We start from the raw sequence: 16,645 nt of genomic DNA on the forward strand, positions 1-16,645 counted from the left end.
CTAATAAGACCGGCATAAAAAAGAGAACCAAAGGAGCTTCACCCATGAAACTGAGCAGCAAAGCGCTTCTGGCCCTGGCCATCAGCACCATCACGGCAACCGCCTACGCTGAAACCCAAAGCCAGGACTTCGTTCCTACCACCCTGGCCGGCACCAGTGCCCAAAGCGAGGCCAAAGGCTTTATCGACGGTCAAAGCCTGGGCGGCACCACGCGTAACTGGTACTCCAACGAGATGTTCCGTCGCGACACGCGCATCGGCTACTACAAGAACGAAGGCGACGTCAACAAGACCCGCGTTTCCCGCCGTTACAACTGGGACCAGGGCACCATCCTCAACTACACCTCGGGCTTTACCCAAGGCACCGTTGGCGTGAGCACCGAAGTCGCGGCCTACAACGTGATCTCGCTGATCCGTAACCGGGACGACATCGCCGGCGGCTCCAACCGCACCCTGGCCCACTCCTACGGTGACGCCGTAGACCAGTGGAGCAAACTGGGCCTGGCCAACGTCAAGTTCCGCGTGTCCAACACCACCCTGACCGCCGGTCGCCAGAACTTCAGCAGCGGCATCGTCGACACCATCGGCAACCGTGCCCTGCCGTCGAGCTTTGAAGGTGTGAGCTTCAACAGCGAAGAATTCACCAACCTGTCGTTCCAGGGCGGCGTGTTTGACCGCGTTTCGCCACGTACCGAGCAGAGCCTGTCGAAGTTCCGCAGCGAGTACAACAGCAAAGGCGCTGATGGCGTCGAGACCGACAAGGTCTACACCCTGGGTGCCAACTACCAGCCGTTCAAGAGCCTGAAAACCAGCTTCTTCGGCGCCAACGTCAAAGACTTCTGGAACCAGTACTACTTCGGCGCCACCCACGAACTGGGTGACAGCTCGGTGCTGGGCCTGACCACCGGTTTCAACTACTACAAAACCGTCGATGAAGGCAAAAAGCTGATGGGGGATATCGACAACGATACCTTCTCCCTGTCCCTGGGCCTGACTCACCAGGCTCACAGCCTGACCTTCTCCTACCAGCAAGTGAACGGTAACGAGTACTTCGACTACCTGCACGAAACCAACGGTATCTACCTGGCCAACTCCCTGACCTCGGACTTCAACGGCCCGAACGAGAAGTCCTTCCAGGTTGCCTACGGTATCAACATGGCCGAATACGGCGTGCCAGGCCTGAAGTTCAACATCTACTCGGCTCGCGGCTGGGGCATCGACGGTACGCACTACACCGGCAACCGTGGCGTAGAAGGCAAAGGCTATGACGGCGTCCAGTCGCAGGACGGCGAACACCACTACGAGTACGGTATCGGCACGTCCTACGCGGTACAGAGTGGTCCATTGAAGGCCACCACCATCCGCGCGACCTATGTCGCTCACCGCGCAACCAAAGAACAGTCTGACGGCAACCTGAACGAATTCCGTCTGGTTACCACCATCCCGTTCAACATTCTTTAATTAGCGCCAGGTAGACGGCGGGCTCAGGACGAGCCCGCCGTCTACGCTTGTCTGGTCCCATCGATTGCAGAGGGCTCCGAATGAAATTGCTCCCACTACAAGCCGCTATCGCCGCTGCTCTGTTGAGCGTGGCCGTCGGCATTTCGGCCAAACCGCTGGTGGTCTGCACCGAAGCCAGCCCGGAAGGCTTCGATCCGGTCCTGTACACCACGGCCGTCACCGCCGACGCTGCAGCAGAAACCCTGTTCAACCGCCTGGTGGACTTCAAGCCCGGCACCACCGAAGTGGTTCCGGCACTGGCCAAGGCCCTGCCTGAAATCAGCGAAGATGGCCTGACCTACACCTTCCACCTGCGTGATGACATCAAGTTCCACACCACCGACTACTTCAAACCCACGCGCAACCTGAATGCCGACGACGTGCTTTGGAGCTTCCAGCGCCAGCTGGACCCGAACCATCCGTGGCACAAAAAGTCCCTCGTGGGCTACCCGTATTTCGAAAGCATGGGCTTCAAGGAACTGCTCAAGAGCGTAGAGAAAACCGACGATCACACCGTCGTCTTTACCCTGACCCGTCCTGAAGCGCCGTTTTTGGCCGACCTGGGCATGGCATTCTCTTCAATACATTCGAAGGAATACGCCGACCAGTTGCTCAAGTCCGGCAAGACCGATGACCTGAACGCCAAGCCGATCGGCACCGGGCCGTTTGTGTTCACGCGCTACGCCAAGGACGCCCAGGTGCGCTACAAGGCCAACCCGGAATACTTCCGTGGCAAGCCGCCGGCCGATCCGCTGATCCTGGCGATTACCACCGACAACAACGTGCGCCTGCAAAAGCTCAAGGCCAACGAGTGCCAGATCGCGCTGTATCCAAAACCGGATGACGTGGCGAGCATGCAAGCCGACCCGAACCTGAAGGTCGATGGGTTGGCGGCAATGACCACCAGCTACATCGCCATGAACACCACCCACAAGTACATGAGCGACCCACGGGTACGCCACGCCATCAACATCGCGTTCGACAAAGCGGGTTATACCGAAGCACTGTTCGGCAAAGGCAACGCGGTGGTGGGCACCGGCCCGTATCCACCGACCTTGCTGGGCTTCAACGACAAGCTGAAAAACCCGCCACGGGACCTGGACAAAGCCCGCGCCCTGCTCAAGGAAGCCGGCGTACCGGAAGGCACCGAATTTACCTTGTTCACGCGTAACGGCGGCGGGCCGACCAACCCCAACCCAATGTTGGGTGCCCAGCGCATGCAGGCCGACCTGGCGCAGATTGGCCTGAAGATCAATATCAAAGTCATGGAATGGGGCGAAATGCTCAAGCGCGCCAAAGGTGGCGAGCACGACATGGTATCGGCCGGCTGGGTGGGCGATAACGGCGACCCGGATAACTTCCTCACGCCGAACCTGAGTTGCGATGCAGCGAAAAACGGCGAAAACTACGCGCGCTGGTGTAACAAGGAGTTTCAGGACTTGATCGACAAGGCCCGTGCCGCCAAGGAACCCGCAACACGCGCGGCGCTCTATGAACAAGCACAGGACGTTTTCGAAAAAGACCAACCATGGCTTCCCATGGCGTACCCGAAACTGTTCACCGCCATGCGCAAAAACGTAGAGGGCTACACCCTTAGCCCTCTCGGCACCAATAACTTCGCCACCACCCAGGCGAAGTAAATAAGAAAAACGCTCGGCACCGCCCACCTGGGTGGTGCCGGACCTGCCTAACCGGCTGATTGAGGTACACGACAAGATGTTTAGTTTTATTGCCCGCCGACTGGGGTTATTGATCCCCACGTTTTTCGGCATCACGTTGCTCACGTTTGCGTTGATTCGCATGATCCCTGGCGACCCCGTCGAAGTGATGATGGGTGAAAGGCGCGTCGACCCCGAGATGCACGCACAGGCAATGGAACGCCTTGGCCTGAACAAGCCGTTGTATGCGCAATACCTGGACTACGTCGGCAAGCTCGCCCAGGGTGACCTTGGCGAATCCCTGCGTACCCGCACCAGCGTGTGGACCGAGTTCACCGCCCTCTTCCCCGCGACCCTGGAACTGTCCATGGCCGCCCTGTTGTTCGCCGGTATCCTGGGCCTGCTGGCCGGGGTGATCGCGGCCTTGAAGCGAGGATCGCTGTTCGACCACGGGGTGATGGGCATCTCCCTCGCGGGCTATTCGATGCCGATCTTCTGGTGGGGCCTGATCCTGATCATGTTCTTCTCCGTGAGCCTGGGCTGGACCCCGGTGTCCGGGCGTATCGACCTGCTCTACGACATCGAGCCGCGCACCGGCTTCATGCTGATCGACACCCTGCTGGCTGACGAGCCGGACGCCTTCTGGGACGCGCTGCACCATCTGATCCTGCCGGCCATCGTGCTCGGCACCATTCCGCTGGCGGTGATCGCGCGGATGACCCGTTCGTCGATGCTCGAAGTGCTGCGCGAAGACTACATCCGTACCGCCAAGGCCAAGGGCCTGTCGCCAGCGCGCGTGGTATTCGTCCACGGCCTGCGTAACGCGCTGATCCCGGTACTGACCGTGGTCGGCCTGCAAGTCGGCACGCTGCTGGCCGGTGCGGTCCTGACCGAAACCATCTTCTCGTGGCCCGGCATCGGCAAATGGCTGATCGAAGCCATTGGCGCACGGGACTACCCGGTGGTGCAAAACGGCATCCTGTTGATCGCCTGCCTGGTGATCCTGGTGAACTTCGTGGTGGATATCCTCTACGGCTTCGCCAACCCACGCATCCGTCACCAGCGCTGAGATTATGACCATGACCACACCTACTCCCGTGTCAGCAGTCGATCAAAGCCTGCTGTACCCGTCCCCGTACAAAGAATTCTGGCAAGCCTTTTCCAAGAACAAAGGCGCGGTGGCCGGCCTGGCCTTCATGCTGCTGATCGTGTTCTGCGCGCTGTTCGCCCCTTGGGTGGCACCGCACAACCCCAGCGAGCAATACCGCGACTTCCTGCTGACGCCGCCGGCCTGGCTGGAAGGTGGGCAGATCCAGTTCCTGCTGGGCACCGACGAACTGGGCCGTGACCTGCTCTCGCGCCTGATCCAGGGCTCGCGCCTGTCGTTGCTGATCGGTTTGTCATCGGTGGTGATGTCGCTGATTCCGGGCATCCTGCTGGGCCTGTTCGCCGGGTTCTTCCCGCGTTTGCTTGGCCCGACCATCATGCGCCTGATGGACATCATGCTGGCCCTGCCGTCGCTGCTGCTGGCCGTGGCCATTGTCGCGATCCTCGGCCCTGGCCTGATCAACACCGTGATCGCCATCGCCATCGTCTCGCTGCCGTCCTATGTGCGCCTGACCCGCGCCGCCGTGATGGGCGAACTGAACCGTGACTACGTGACCGCCGCCCGCCTCGCTGGCGCCGGCCTGCCGCGCCTGATGTTCATCACCGTGCTGCCCAACTGCATGGCACCGCTGATCGTGCAGGCCACCCTGAGCTTCTCGTCGGCGATCCTCGACGCGGCCGCCCTGGGCTTCCTCGGCCTGGGCGTACAACCGCCAACCCCGGAGTGGGGCACCATGCTGGCTTCGGCCCGTGACTACATCGAACGCGCCTGGTGGGTGGTGAGCTTGCCTGGTTTGACCATTTTGCTCAGCGTGCTGGCAATCAACTTGATGGGTGACGGCCTGCGCGATGCGCTGGACCCGAAACTCAAGAACGCCGCCTGAGGAGATTCCCATGTCATTGTTAGAAATCAAGAATCTCAACGTACGCTTCGGCGACAAGACCGCTGTGCCGGTGGTCGATGGCCTCGACATCAGCGTCGACAAAGGCGAAGTACTGGCGATCGTTGGCGAGTCGGGCTCGGGTAAATCCGTGACCATGATGGCGCTGATGGGCCTGATCGAGCACCCCGGCATCGTCACCGCCGACGCCCTGAACTTCGACGGCAAGGACATGCTCAAGCTGAGCAACCGCCAGCGCCGCCAGATCGTCGGCAAAGACCTGGCGATGGTGTTCCAGGACCCGATGACCGCACTGAACCCCAGCTACACCGTGGGTTTCCAGATTGAAGAAGTGCTGCGCCTGCACCTGAAAATGTCCGGCAAGCAAGCGCGCAAGCGCGCCATCGAACTGTTGGAAAAGGTGGAAATCCCAGGCGCTGCCAGCCGCATGGATGCCTACCCGCACCAACTGTCCGGCGGTATGAGCCAGCGCGTGGCAATCGCCATGGCGATTGCCGGCGAGCCGAAACTGCTGATCGCCGATGAGCCGACCACCGCGTTGGACGTGACCATCCAGGCGCAGATCATGGAACTGCTGCTGGCCCTGCAAAAAGAACAGAACATGGGCCTGGTGCTGATCACTCACGACCTCGCAGTCGTAGCTGAAACCGCCCAGCGTGTGTGCGTGATGTACGCCGGCCAAGCGGTAGAAGTCGGCCAGGTGCCGCAGTTGTTCGACATCCCGGCGCATCCGTACAGCGAAGCGCTGCTCAAGGCGATCCCCGAGCACAGCCTGGGCGCCACGCGCCTGGCCACGTTGCCGGGTATCGTTCCCGGCCGTTATGACCGCCCGCAGGGTTGCCTGCTGTCGCCGCGCTGCCCGTATGTGCAGGAATCCTGCCGCGCCCAACGCCCGGGGCTTGATCCAAAAACCAACAGCCTCGCGCGCTGCTTCTACCCCTTGAACCAGGAGGTGGCGTAATGGCCGTCGTTCTTACCGCCCGCGACCTTACCCGTCACTACGAAGTGTCCCGTGGCCTGTTCAAGGGCCATGCGCTGGTTCGTGCACTCAATGGCGTGTCCTTCGAGCTGGAAGCCGGCAAGACCCTCGCCGTGGTCGGCGAGTCGGGCTGTGGCAAATCCACCCTGGCCCGTGCACTCACGCTGATTGAAGAGCCGTCTTCGGGCTCCTTGAAAATCGCCGGCCAGGAAGTCGCTGGCGCCGACAAGGCCCAGCGCAAGCAATTGCGCAAAGACGTGCAGATGGTGTTCCAGAGCCCGTACGCGTCGTTGAACCCTCGGCAGAAAGTCGGCGATCAACTCGGCGAGCCGTTGTTGATCAACACCAACCTGTCCGCCGCCGAACGTCGCGAGAAAGTGCAGGCGATGATGAAGCAAGTGGGCCTGCGCCCCGAGCATTATCAGCGCTACCCGCACATGTTCTCCGGTGGCCAGCGCCAGCGCATCGCGTTGGCCCGGGCGATGATGCTGCAACCGAAAGTGCTGGTGGCGGATGAACCGACCTCGGCACTCGACGTATCGATCCAGGCCCAGGTGCTCAACCTGTTCATGGATTTGCAGCAGGAATTCAACACGGCTTACGTGTTCATTTCCCACAACCTCGCGGTGGTGCAACACGTCGCCGATGACGTGATGGTCATGTACCTCGGCCGTCCGGTGGAAGTCGGCCCCAAGGAAGACATCTACGCGCGCCCGCTGCACCCGTACACCCAGGCGCTGCTGTCGGCGACCCCGACCATCCACCCGGACCCGAACAAGCCGAAGATCAAGATCGTCGGCGAACTGCCCAACCCGCTGAACCCGCCGCCTGGCTGCGCCTTCCACAAGCGCTGCCCGTATGCGACGGCGCGGTGCAGCAGCGAGGAGCCGCAACTGCGTGCCTTGGATAACCGTCAGGTGGCTTGCCACTACGCGGAGCAGTTTGTGGCGTAATCACGCAACAAAAATGCCCTGGGTGATCAAACCCAGGGCATTACAGGAGTTCTACCGCCCCACTCGTCGGATTGCGCATCAGTCCGGCAAGTGGGGCTTTTTTTCGCCTCGACTCAAGTGTCGCTGTCACCTTCGCTGTCATCGTCTTCCGGTGGGGCTTGCTGGTCATCGTCATCCGCGGAGCCGCCTTGGTCTTTGTCACCGGCTTCTGATTCGCTCTTGGCCAGAAGCAAGCTCTTCGCCGCCACAAACCCAGGCGCCTGGCTTTGCACGGCGCTATTGGCCCATGCGGTGGTGGTGCCCAGCGTTAACAGCACCAACACTTTCAGCAACAGCACTACACGTTGAAAGATAGTCATGGTCGGTTTCCGTCCAGTCAGTGAACTATGCGCCCCGGCGTTCGGCCGGTGCTCACAATCAAGCTAGTTCCGATCCAGGATTTGCGCCACTCGCCCGTCAGGTGTCGCCGTCGTCGTAGGTTTCGCTGTCTTCCCCTTCGTTGTAGGGGTTTTCGGCGTCTTCCTTGGGCGCGGGTTGGGCCTGGGGCTGCCAGCTGCCGGAGTTGACCTCCTGTTGCTTGCGCTTGGTGACGGGGCCGGTGTCTTTCCATTGGGGTGTGCCGGCGCCGCCCAGGGCGGGGGCGGTGGGTAGCGCCAGGCCGGCGAGTAGAACCAGATGGATAACGCGTTGAATACTAAACACAGCGGTCTCCTTTACGGTCGGTGGGTAAAAACTAGACCCGATATACGGTTCTCGCCAATCCCAAGGCTGATGAAGACCAAAATGTGGGAGCGGGCTTGCTCGCGAATGCGGAGTGTCATTCACAGCATCTGCTGGCTGATCCACCGCATTCGCGAGCAAGCCCGCTCCCACACAAGCCCATTCCCACAGTTAGTTTTGTGTTGGCATGAAAAAGGGTGAAGCCATGACAGCTTCACCCTTTTTTACCGCTCAGCCCTTAGTGGTGCTCGCGGGTCGCGCGGAATTTCACATCCGGCCAGCGCTCTTCCATCAACGCCAGGTTCACCCGGGTCGGCGCCAGGTAGGTCAAGTGACCACCGCCGTCCACCGCGAGGTTTTCCACAGCCTTGTTGGAGAACTCTTCCAACTTCTTCTTATCGCTGCAATCGATCCAGCGCGCGGAGTACACGGTGATGGGCTCGTAGGAGCATTCGACCTTGTATTCCTCTTTCAAGCGGCTAGCCACCACATCGAACTGCAGCACCCCCACGGCGCCGAGGATGATGTCGTTGCTGCGCTCGGGGAAGAACACCTGGGTGGCGCCCTCTTCCGCGAGTTGCTGCAGGCCCTGGCGCAGTTGCTTGGATTTCAGCGGGTCACGCAGACGTACGCGGCGGAACAGTTCCGGGGCGAAGTGCGGGATACCGGTGAAGCCCAGCGCTTCGCCTTCGGTGAAGGTGTCGCCGATCTGGATGGTGCCGTGGTTGTGCAGGCCGATGATGTCGCCGGCGTAGGCTTCTTCCAGCTGTTCACGCTCGGAGGAGAAGAACGTCAGGGCGTCGCCGATGCGTACGTCCTTGCCGGTGCGCACGTGGCGCATCTTCATGCCTTTTTCGTATTTGCCGGAGCAGATGCGCATAAAGGCGATGCGGTCGCGGTGTTTCGGGTCCATGTTCGCCTGGATCTTGAACACGAAGCCGGTGAATTTCTCTTCCACAGGCTCGACGGTGCGCTCGTTGGCGACACGGGCCAACGGCTTCGGCGCCCAATCCACAACGGCGTCGAGTACGTGGTCGACACCGAAGTTGCCCAACGCAGTACCAAAGAACACCGGGGTCAGTTGGCCGTCGAGGAATTCCTGCTGGTTGAATTCATGGCAGGCGCCCTGCACCAGTTCCAGCTGCTCGACAAAGCGGTCGTACTCGTCACCCAGGTGGGCGCGGGCTTCGTCCGAATCGAGCTTCTCGATGATCTTGGTTTCGGTGCGTTCGTGACCGTGGCCGGCGGTGTAGACAATGATGTAGTCGTCGGCCAGGTGGTACACGCCCTTGAAGTCGCGGTAGCAACCAATCGGCCAGGTGATCGGCGCGGCCTTGATCTTCAGGACGGCTTCGATTTCATCCAACAGCTCGATCGGGTCGCGGATGTCGCGGTCGAGTTTGTTGATGAAGCTGACGATCGGCGTGTCACGCAGACGGCACACGTCCATCAGGGCGATGGTACGTGGCTCGACGCCTTTACCGCCGTCGAGGACCATCAGCGCCGAGTCCACGGCGGTCAGGGTGCGGTAGGTATCTTCGGAGAAGTCTTCGTGGCCCGGGGTGTCGAGCAGGTTGACCATGTGGTCGCGATACGGGAACTGCATGACCGACGTGGTAATGGAAATACCCCGTTGTTTTTCCATTTCCATCCAGTCGGAGGTGGCATGGCGGTCGGATTTGCGGGATTTCACCGTGCCGGCCACAGCGATTGCCTTGCCCATCAGCAAGAGTTTCTCGGTGATGGTGGTTTTACCGGCATCGGGGTGGGAAATAATGGCGAAAGTGCGGCGTTTCGCGACTTCGGCGGCCTGGTGGGTCATGGGAAATCGCCTGGCAGGTGAGTCAAAAAAGGGCGGCGAGTATAGCGCAAACCCCGGGCGCCGGACCACCGTTCACCCGATTGGGGGTGGCTAAATGCTGCCAAGTATGGAACCTTTTAAAAGGTCGAGACGTCCACTCCCCTGCTACCGCACTCGGAACAGGGGCTGATAAATCAGCAAGTTAGCCTGACGAGGCTGCGCTCATGGCTCGGATTTTTACCGCGTTGCCGGTATAAGCGAGCTGCTTTTCGCGACCACATTCGCCGACAGCCAGGAATGGCATTGCCGCTCGGAAATGTGCTCGCCGACAGAAGAAAAAAAGGAGTCCGCCTGTGGCTATTCGCTATGGCAAAGGGCTGATAGGAGGCGCGGTTGTCGTCGCCCTCCTGGCCCTGCTGATCCACTGGATCGGCATCAACACGATCGAACTGTACCGCGACGATTTGTTGTTTTACCTGCAAGCACACCTGATCCTCGTTCTAGTCTCCATGCTGGCCGCCCTTGTTGTGGGCATCCCCGCCGGTATCCTGCTCAGCCGACCGCACATGGTCGGGCGCGCAGAACGCTTCATGCAGATCTTCAACATCGGCAACACCGTCCCTCCCCTGGCCGTACTGGCCATCGCCCTCGGCGTCCTCGGCATCGGCAGCGGCCCGGCGATCTTCGCGCTGTTCCTCGCCTCCCTCCTGCCCATCGTGCGCAACACCTACGAAGGCTTGAAAAACGTCCAGGGTTCCCTGAAAGAAGCCGCCACCGGCATCGGCATGACGCCGCGCCAGATCCTGCTGCGCGTGGAATTGCCCAACGCCGTGCCGATCATCATCGGCGGCGTGCGCGTGGCCCTGGCGATCAACGTCGGCACCGCACCGCTGGCGTTCCTGATTGGCGCCAACAGCCTGGGCAGCCTGATCTTCCCCGGCATCGCCCTGAACAACCAGCCGCAATTGCTGCTCGGCGCCGCGTGTACCGCGTTGCTGGCCTTGCTGCTCGACGGTCTGGTGACCCTGGCCAGCCGCCTCTGGCTGGAACGCGGGTTGCGCGCGTCTTAAGGCTTGGCAAAGGAATCGACATGAAAAAACTTAGCTTGATATTAGGCTGCGTCCTGCTGTTCGCAGGCATTGCGCAAGCCGCTGAAAAACCCGTGATCCGCATCGGCGCCCGGGTGTTCACCGAACAGACCCTGCTCGCCGAAATCACCTCCCAATACCTGCGCACCAAGGGTTACGACACCCGCGTGACCGGTGGCCTAGGCAGCAACCTGGCGCGCAGTGCCCAGGAAAGCGGGCAACTGGACCTGATCTGGGAATACACCGGCGTGTCGCTGGTGGCCTACAACCATGTGGACGAGAAACTCGACAGCGAACAGTCCTACGCCCGAGTGAAAGAACTCGACGCGAAAAAAGGCCTGGTCTGGCTCTCCCCATCGCGCTTCAGCAACACCTACGCCCTGGCACTGCCGGAAAAAGTGGCCGCCGAGCATCCCGAGATCAACAGCATCAGCGACCTGACCCAAGCCGTGGCAGACGATGCCCAAGCCCATCGCCTGGTGGCCCTGGACACCGAGTTCGCCAACCGCTCCGACGGGCTGGCCGGCATGGTCAAGCTGTACGACATGAACCTGACCCGCAAGAACACCCGGCAGATGGACGCTGGCCTGGTCTACACCGCGCTGCGCAATGGCCAGGTGTTTGCAGGCTTGGTCTACACCACCGACGGTCGCCTCAACGCCTTCAAACTGAAGCTGCTGGCAGACGACAAACACTACTTCCCGGACTACACCGCCGCGCCGGTGGTGCGTCAGGCTTATCTCGACGCCCATCCGGAACTGGCCGCTGACCTCAAGCCATTGGCCGATCTGTTCGACGACGAAACCATGCGCCAGTTGAACGCGCGGGTCGATGTCGATCACGAAAGCCCTTCCGCTGTTGCCGCAGATTTCCTGCGCCAACATCCGATCAATCAATAAGAGGAGAAGACATGGAATTCCTGAACGCCTTTTCCCATCTTGATTGGGCCCAAGTCCTGCACCTGACCTGGCAGCACATCACCCTGGTGGGTATCGCCGTGATCCTCGCGATCTTCATCGGCGTGCCCCTGGGCATCCTGATGACGCGCTTCCCGAGCCTGGCCGGCCCGCTGCAAGCCAGCGCCACGGTGCTGCTGACCGTGCCATCCATCGCCCTGTTCGGCCTGCTGCTGCCGTTCTACTCCAAATTCGGCCAGGGCCTGGGGCCGATGCCGGCGATCACCGCCGTGTTCCTCTACTCCCTGCTGCCGATCATGCGTAACACCTACCTGGCCCTGACCGGCGTGGAACCGGGCATTCGCGAGGCCGCGCGCGGCATCGGCATGACCTTCGGCCAGCGCCTGCGCATGGTCGAGTTGCCCATCGCCGTGCCGGTGATCCTCGCCGGCGTGCGTACCGCCGTGGTGATGAACATCGGCGTGATGACCATCGCCGCCACCATCGGCGCCGGTGGCCTGGGTGTACTTATTCTGGCTTCCATCAGCCGCAGCGACATGTCGATGCTGATCGTTGGCGCCGTGCTGGTCAGTCTCCTGGCCATCTTCGCCGACCTGCTCTTGCAATGGCTGCAACGCTCGCTGACTCCAAAAGGATTGCTCAAATGATCGAACTTCAAAACCTGTCCAAGACCTTCCAAAGCAACGGCAAGACTGTCACCGCCGTGAACGATGTAAGCCTGACCGTCAACGAAGGCGAAATTTGCGTATTCCTCGGCCCCTCGGGCTGCGGCAAGAGCACCACGCTGAAAATGATCAACCGCCTGATCAAGCCGACCTCGGGCAAGATTTTGATCAATGGCGAAGACACCACCGACCTCGACGCCGTGACCCTGCGCCGCAACATCGGTTATGTGATCCAGCAGATCGGCCTGTTCCCCAACATGACCATCGAGGAAAACATCGTGGTGGTGCCGAAACTGCTCGGCTGGGACAAGCAGAAGTGCCACGACCGCGCCCGCGAGTTGATGAGCATGATCAAGCTGGAACCCAAGCAGTACCTGCATCGCTACCCGCGTGAGTTGTCGGGCGGGCAGCAACAGCGGATCGGCGTGATCCGCGCACTGGCAGCCGATGCGCCGCTGCTGTTGATGGACGAGCCGTTCGGCGCGGTCGACCCGATCAACCGCGAGATGATCCAGAACGAGTTCTTCGAGATGCAGCGCGCGCTGAACAAGACGGTGATCATGGTCAGCCACGACATCGACGAAGCCATCAAGCTGGGTGACAAGATCGCGATCTTCCGCGCCGGCAAGCTGCTGCAGATCGACCACCCGGACACGCTGCTGGCGCACCCGGCCGACGAGTTCGTCAGCAACTTCGTGGGCCAGGACAGCACCCTCAAGCGCCTGCTGCTGGTGAAGGCCGAGGACGCGGCGGACAACGCGCCATCCGTCAGCCCGGAAACCCCGGTAGCCGACGCGCTGGAACTGATGGACGAACATGACCGCCGCTATGTGGTGGTGACCTGCGCCGAGAACAAGGCGCTGGGCTATGTACGACGTCGCGACCTGCACCGTCAGACCGGTACCTGCGGCCAGTACCTGCGCGAGTTCAACGCCACGGCGGCGTATGACGAGCATTTGCGCATCCTGTTGTCGCGCATGTACGAGTTCAACCGCTCGTGGTTGCCGGTGATGGATGCGGAGCGGGTGTTCCTTGGGGAAGTGACCCAGGAGTCGATTGCCGAGTACTTGAGTTCCGGCAAGTCCCGGGGGGGCAAGACCAGCATCGTTTCGCCTGCCGAAACTGCGTTGGCTTGATCTGACACCCTGCGGTTAAAACTGTGGGAGCGGGCTTGTGTGGGAGCGGGCTTGCTCGCGAAGGCGGTGTATCAGTCAAACATCTATCGACTGACACGCCGCCTTCGCGAGCAAGCCCGCTCCCACATTGGATCTCCATTGTGTCTGAAACACCTCAATTTGCCCCATCCGGGGAACATCATTCCGTCACACCTGTCGGTTACATAAGTAGCTGCACGGGTCCTCGCGACGAACGCGTGCAAAAACGCGACATTTTTAGTTGATCTCAAGCCCCTCACGCCCTAAAGTTCGCGCCGAACGTCCATGCTGGAAACGATCCATCCGGCTCAAGTACTGACGACGAGACAGCAAGGCCAAGGGAAGCGGTTATTCCCATGGCCTTTTTGCTTTCGGCGACATGCCTTGGGAAGTAGGCGAACCAAAGTGGGGATACGGAGGACGTTCATTTGCACCCATTGATCAATCTAGTTTGCCCTTAGGAGTTCCCAGCATGTCGATCAACGTCGAAGACTATTTCGCGCGCGCCACTTTTGACAAAATGAAGGCGTTCGCCGACAAGCAAGAAACCCCATTCGTGGTCATCGACACCGCGATGATCAGCCAGGCCTACGACGACCTGCGCGCCGGTTTCGAATTCGCCAAGGTGTACTACGCCGTCAAGGCCAACCCGGCTGTCGAGATTATCGACCTGCTCAAAGAGAAAGGTTCGAGCTTCGACATCGCCTCGATCTACGAGCTGGACAAGGTCATGGACCGCGGCGTCAGCGCCGACCGTATCAGCTACGGCAACACCATCAAGAAATCCAAGGACATCCGCTACTTCTACGAGAAGGGCGTGCGTCTGTTCTCCACCGACTCCGAAGCCGACCTGCGCAACATCGCCAAGGCCGCCCCGGGTTCGAAAGTGTATGTGCGTATCCTCACCGAAGGCTCGACCACGGCTGACTGGCCTTTGTCGCGCAAGTTTGGCTGCCAGACCGACATGGCCATGGACCTGCTGATCCTCGCCCGCGACCTGGGCCTGGTGCCGTACGGCATCTCGTTCCACGTCGGCTCGCAACAGCGCGACATCAGCGTGTGGGACGCGGCCATCGCCAAGGTCAAAGTGATCTTCGAACGCCTGAAAGAAGAAGACGGCATCCACCTGAAGCTGATCAACATGGGCGGCGGCTTCCCGGCCAACTACATCACCCGCACCAACAGCCTGGAAACCTACGCTGAAGAAATCATCCGCTTCCTCAAGGAAGACTTCGGCGACGACCTGCCGGAAATCATCCTGGAGCCGGGCCGTTCGCTGATCGCCAACGCCGGTATCCTGGTCAGCGAAGTGGTATTGGTTGCACGTAAATCCCGTACCGCCGTCGAGCGTTGGGTGTACACGGATGTGGGCAAATTCTCCGGCCTGATCGAAACCATGGACGAAGCCATCAAGTTCCCGATCTGGACCGAGAAGAAAGGCGAGATGGAAGAAGTGGTCATCGCCGGTCCTACCTGCGACAGCGCCGATATCATGTACGAAAACTACAAGTACGGCCTGCCGCTGAACCTGGCGATTGGTGATCGTTTGTACTGGTTGTCGACGGGTGCGTACACCACCAGCTACAGCGCGGTTGAGTTCAATGGCTTTCCGCCACTGAAATCCTTCTACGTCTGACCCTGTAGAAACCGGCTCCCTGTGGCGAGGGAGCTTGCTCCCGCTGGGCTGCGCAGCGGCCCCACGATTTTGGGAGCGCTTCGCACTCCAGCGGGAGCAAGCTCCCTCGCCACAGTCGGTGTTTACAGGTTCAGTTGTGTGGCGCGCGCCTCGTATGCATCGGCCATCGCGCGAATCTGCGGATCATTCGCCGCGGCCAGTGCCTTCTGCGCCGTGCGCAAAAACTTCAAATTCCCCCCCGCCAACGCCTTGCGCAACCACTCCAACGCCGCATCGACCTGGCCTCTGTCCGCCAGCACCGCCGCATAACTGAACTGCCCGCGAAAATCCCCGCCTTCGGCCGAACGACGATACCAATCCACAGCTGTGTCCAGATCCTGCGCACAGAACCGCCCGTCTTCCAGATAACGCCCCAGCAGGTTCATCGACTTGGCATGGCCTTGCTCGGCTGCCCGGCGATATAAAGTCAGCGCTTGCGATTGGTCTTCAGCAACACCACGCCCGGTAGCCAGCAGATTGGCGTAGTTGTACTGCGCCCAATCCAACCCAGCCTCGGCCGCCAAGCGATACGCCTTCGCCGCAGCAACCTCATCGGCGCTACAGCCCCAACCATGCTCCAAACACCGCCCGGCCATATTGCGCGCCATCAAGTGCCCGCCCTGGGCCGCGATCTGGAACCAGCGCAACGCCAGCGCTTCATCCCGCGCAATACCACGGCCTTCCAGGAGGATTTGCCCGAGCAGCGCCTGGGCATCCACCACGCCCTCCTTCGCCGCCATCAGGATCGCCTGGGCGGCGCGCACCGGGGAGTCGTCGAGCATGGCTTGCAGTTGCTCGACGTTGAGCACTTCTTCGCGGCGCAGCAGGAAGCCCATGTCAGACCTCGACCCAGCGGCGCAACAGGTTGTGGTACGTGCCGGTGAGCTGGATCAGTGCCGGATGGTCGGGCACATCGGCGGTCAGTTGCTGGATCGCGCCGTCCATTTCGAACAGCAGGGTGCGCTGACTGTCTTCGCGCACCAGGCTTTGGGTCCAGAAGAACGAGGCGTAGCGCGCGCCACGGGTCACGGCGTTGACCTTGTGCAGGCTGGAGCCGGGGTACAGCACCATGTCGCCAGCCGGCAACTTGACCCGTTGCAAGCCAAAGGTGTCCTGGATCTCCAGTTCGCCGCCGTCGTATTCCTCCGGGTCGCTGAAGAACAAGGTGGACGACAAGTCCGTGCGCACCCGCTCAATGCTGCCCCGGGCCTGGCGCACGGCGTTGTCGATATGGAAGTCGAAACTGCCGCCACTGGTGTAGCAGTTGAACAGCGGCGGGAAGACCTTGTGCGGTAACGCCGCTGACATAAATAGCGGGTTTTTCCACAGCCGCTCCAGCATCGCCGCGCCGATTTCCTTGGCCAACGGGTGGCCTTCGGGCAGTTGCAGGTTGTGCTTGGCTTTGGCGGACTGGTGCCCGGCGGTGATTTTGCCGTCGGCCCAATCGGTGCTTTCCAGGGCTTGGCGGATGCGCTGCACTTCCTCACGAGAGAACAGGCCGGGAATGTGCAGCAACATGGGCGATAC

16 protein-coding genes are annotated in these 16,645 nt (G+C 60.9%); 11 read left to right on the forward strand and 5 right to left on the reverse strand.

The features are described 5' to 3' along the window. Positions 1-44 precede the first annotated feature (44 nt). The 6 genes from DBR46_RS19620 (at position 45) to DBR46_RS19645 (ending at position 7,098) form a co-directional block, all read left to right on the forward strand. Positions 45-1,460 (forward strand): OprD family outer membrane porin, encoded by a 1,416-nt coding sequence (locus DBR46_RS19620; RefSeq protein WP_124527499.1) that lies wholly within the window; start codon positions 45-47, stop codon positions 1,458-1,460. 80 nt (positions 1,461-1,540) lie between these two features. Continuing rightward, positions 1,541-3,139: an ABC transporter substrate-binding protein gene (locus DBR46_RS19625; protein WP_124527500.1), complete on the forward strand. Its 1,599-nt coding sequence runs from the start codon at positions 1,541-1,543 to the stop codon at positions 3,137-3,139. Positions 3,140-3,215: 76 nt separating this feature from the next. After that, complete coding sequence (locus DBR46_RS19630; RefSeq protein WP_003171721.1) at positions 3,216-4,226, forward strand: ABC transporter permease subunit; 1,011 nt, start codon at positions 3,216-3,218, stop codon at positions 4,224-4,226. A gap of 10 nt (positions 4,227-4,236) precedes the next feature. Then, positions 4,237-5,148, forward strand: a complete 912-nt coding sequence (locus DBR46_RS19635; protein ID WP_026137147.1) for an ABC transporter permease subunit — start codon at positions 4,237-4,239, stop codon at positions 5,146-5,148. 10 nt (positions 5,149-5,158) lie between these two features. Then, positions 5,159-6,127: an ABC transporter ATP-binding protein gene (locus DBR46_RS19640; RefSeq protein ID WP_017739469.1), complete on the forward strand. Its 969-nt coding sequence runs from the start codon at positions 5,159-5,161 to the stop codon at positions 6,125-6,127. Further along, positions 6,127-7,098, forward strand: a complete 972-nt coding sequence (locus tag DBR46_RS19645) for a peptide ABC transporter ATP-binding protein (protein ID WP_017138288.1) — start codon at positions 6,127-6,129, stop codon at positions 7,096-7,098. The genes DBR46_RS19640 and DBR46_RS19645 overlap by 1 nt, the downstream gene beginning before the upstream one ends. Positions 7,099-7,211: 113 nt before the next feature. On the opposite strand, the gene DBR46_RS19650 is transcribed toward DBR46_RS19645, so the two are convergent. The 3 genes from DBR46_RS19650 to DBR46_RS19665 form a co-directional block, all read right to left on the reverse strand. After that, positions 7,212-7,457 carry a hypothetical protein gene (locus DBR46_RS19650; RefSeq protein WP_124527501.1) on the reverse strand — a complete coding sequence of 82 codons (246 nt, stop codon included), beginning with the start codon at positions 7,455-7,457 and terminating at the stop codon, positions 7,212-7,214. Positions 7,458-7,554: 97 nt separating this feature from the next. Further along, entirely contained in the window at positions 7,555-7,800 is a 246-nt protein-coding gene (locus DBR46_RS19655) for a hypothetical protein (RefSeq protein ID WP_124527544.1), read from the reverse strand. Positions 7,801-8,056: 256 nt separating this feature from the next. Next, complete coding sequence (locus DBR46_RS19665) at positions 8,057-9,640, reverse strand: peptide chain release factor 3 (protein WP_124527502.1); 1,584 nt, start codon at positions 9,638-9,640, stop codon at positions 8,057-8,059. Between the two features lie 332 nt (positions 9,641-9,972). On the opposite strand from DBR46_RS19665, the gene DBR46_RS19670 reads away from it, so the two are divergent. The 5 genes from DBR46_RS19670 to DBR46_RS19690 all read left to right on the forward strand — a co-directional run bounded on the left by DBR46_RS19670 (position 9,973) and on the right by DBR46_RS19690 (position 15,079). Further along, the gene (locus DBR46_RS19670; RefSeq protein ID WP_124527503.1) at positions 9,973-10,689 is read left to right on the forward strand and encodes an ABC transporter permease; all 717 of its coding nucleotides are present in this window, start codon (positions 9,973-9,975) and stop codon (positions 10,687-10,689) included. 20 nt (positions 10,690-10,709) lie between these two features. Then, complete coding sequence (locus DBR46_RS19675; protein ID WP_124527504.1) at positions 10,710-11,606, forward strand: glycine betaine ABC transporter substrate-binding protein; 897 nt, start codon at positions 10,710-10,712, stop codon at positions 11,604-11,606. 11 nt (positions 11,607-11,617) lie between these two features. Next, entirely contained in the window at positions 11,618-12,271 is a 654-nt protein-coding gene (locus DBR46_RS19680) for an ABC transporter permease (RefSeq protein WP_124527505.1), read from the forward strand. Next, positions 12,268-13,425 carry a betaine/proline/choline family ABC transporter ATP-binding protein gene (locus DBR46_RS19685; RefSeq protein WP_124527506.1) on the forward strand — a complete coding sequence of 386 codons (1,158 nt, stop codon included), beginning with the start codon at positions 12,268-12,270 and terminating at the stop codon, positions 13,423-13,425. The genes DBR46_RS19680 and DBR46_RS19685 overlap by 4 nt, the downstream gene beginning before the upstream one ends. A 490-nt stretch (positions 13,426-13,915) precedes the next feature. Continuing rightward, on the forward strand, positions 13,916-15,079 hold the full coding sequence (locus DBR46_RS19690) for a type III PLP-dependent enzyme (protein WP_010213203.1): 1,164 nt from the start codon (positions 13,916-13,918) through the stop codon (positions 15,077-15,079). A 122-nt stretch (positions 15,080-15,201) separates the two neighbouring features. Here DBR46_RS19690 and DBR46_RS19695 read toward each other — a convergent pair whose 3' ends face one another. Both DBR46_RS19695 and DBR46_RS19700 read right to left on the reverse strand, forming a co-directional pair. Further along, positions 15,202-15,954 (reverse strand): tetratricopeptide repeat protein, encoded by a 753-nt coding sequence (locus DBR46_RS19695; protein ID WP_124527507.1) that lies wholly within the window; start codon positions 15,952-15,954, stop codon positions 15,202-15,204. 1 nt (position 15,955) lies between these two features. Beyond that, positions 15,956-16,636 (reverse strand): Fe2+-dependent dioxygenase, encoded by a 681-nt coding sequence (locus tag DBR46_RS19700; RefSeq protein ID WP_017737742.1) that lies wholly within the window; start codon positions 16,634-16,636, stop codon positions 15,956-15,958. Positions 16,637-16,645 lie beyond the last annotated feature (9 nt).

Origin of the sequence: Pseudomonas sp. KBW05 (assembly GCF_003852405.1) — a bacterium.
GTDB lineage: Bacteria > Pseudomonadota > Gammaproteobacteria > Pseudomonadales > Pseudomonadaceae > Aquipseudomonas.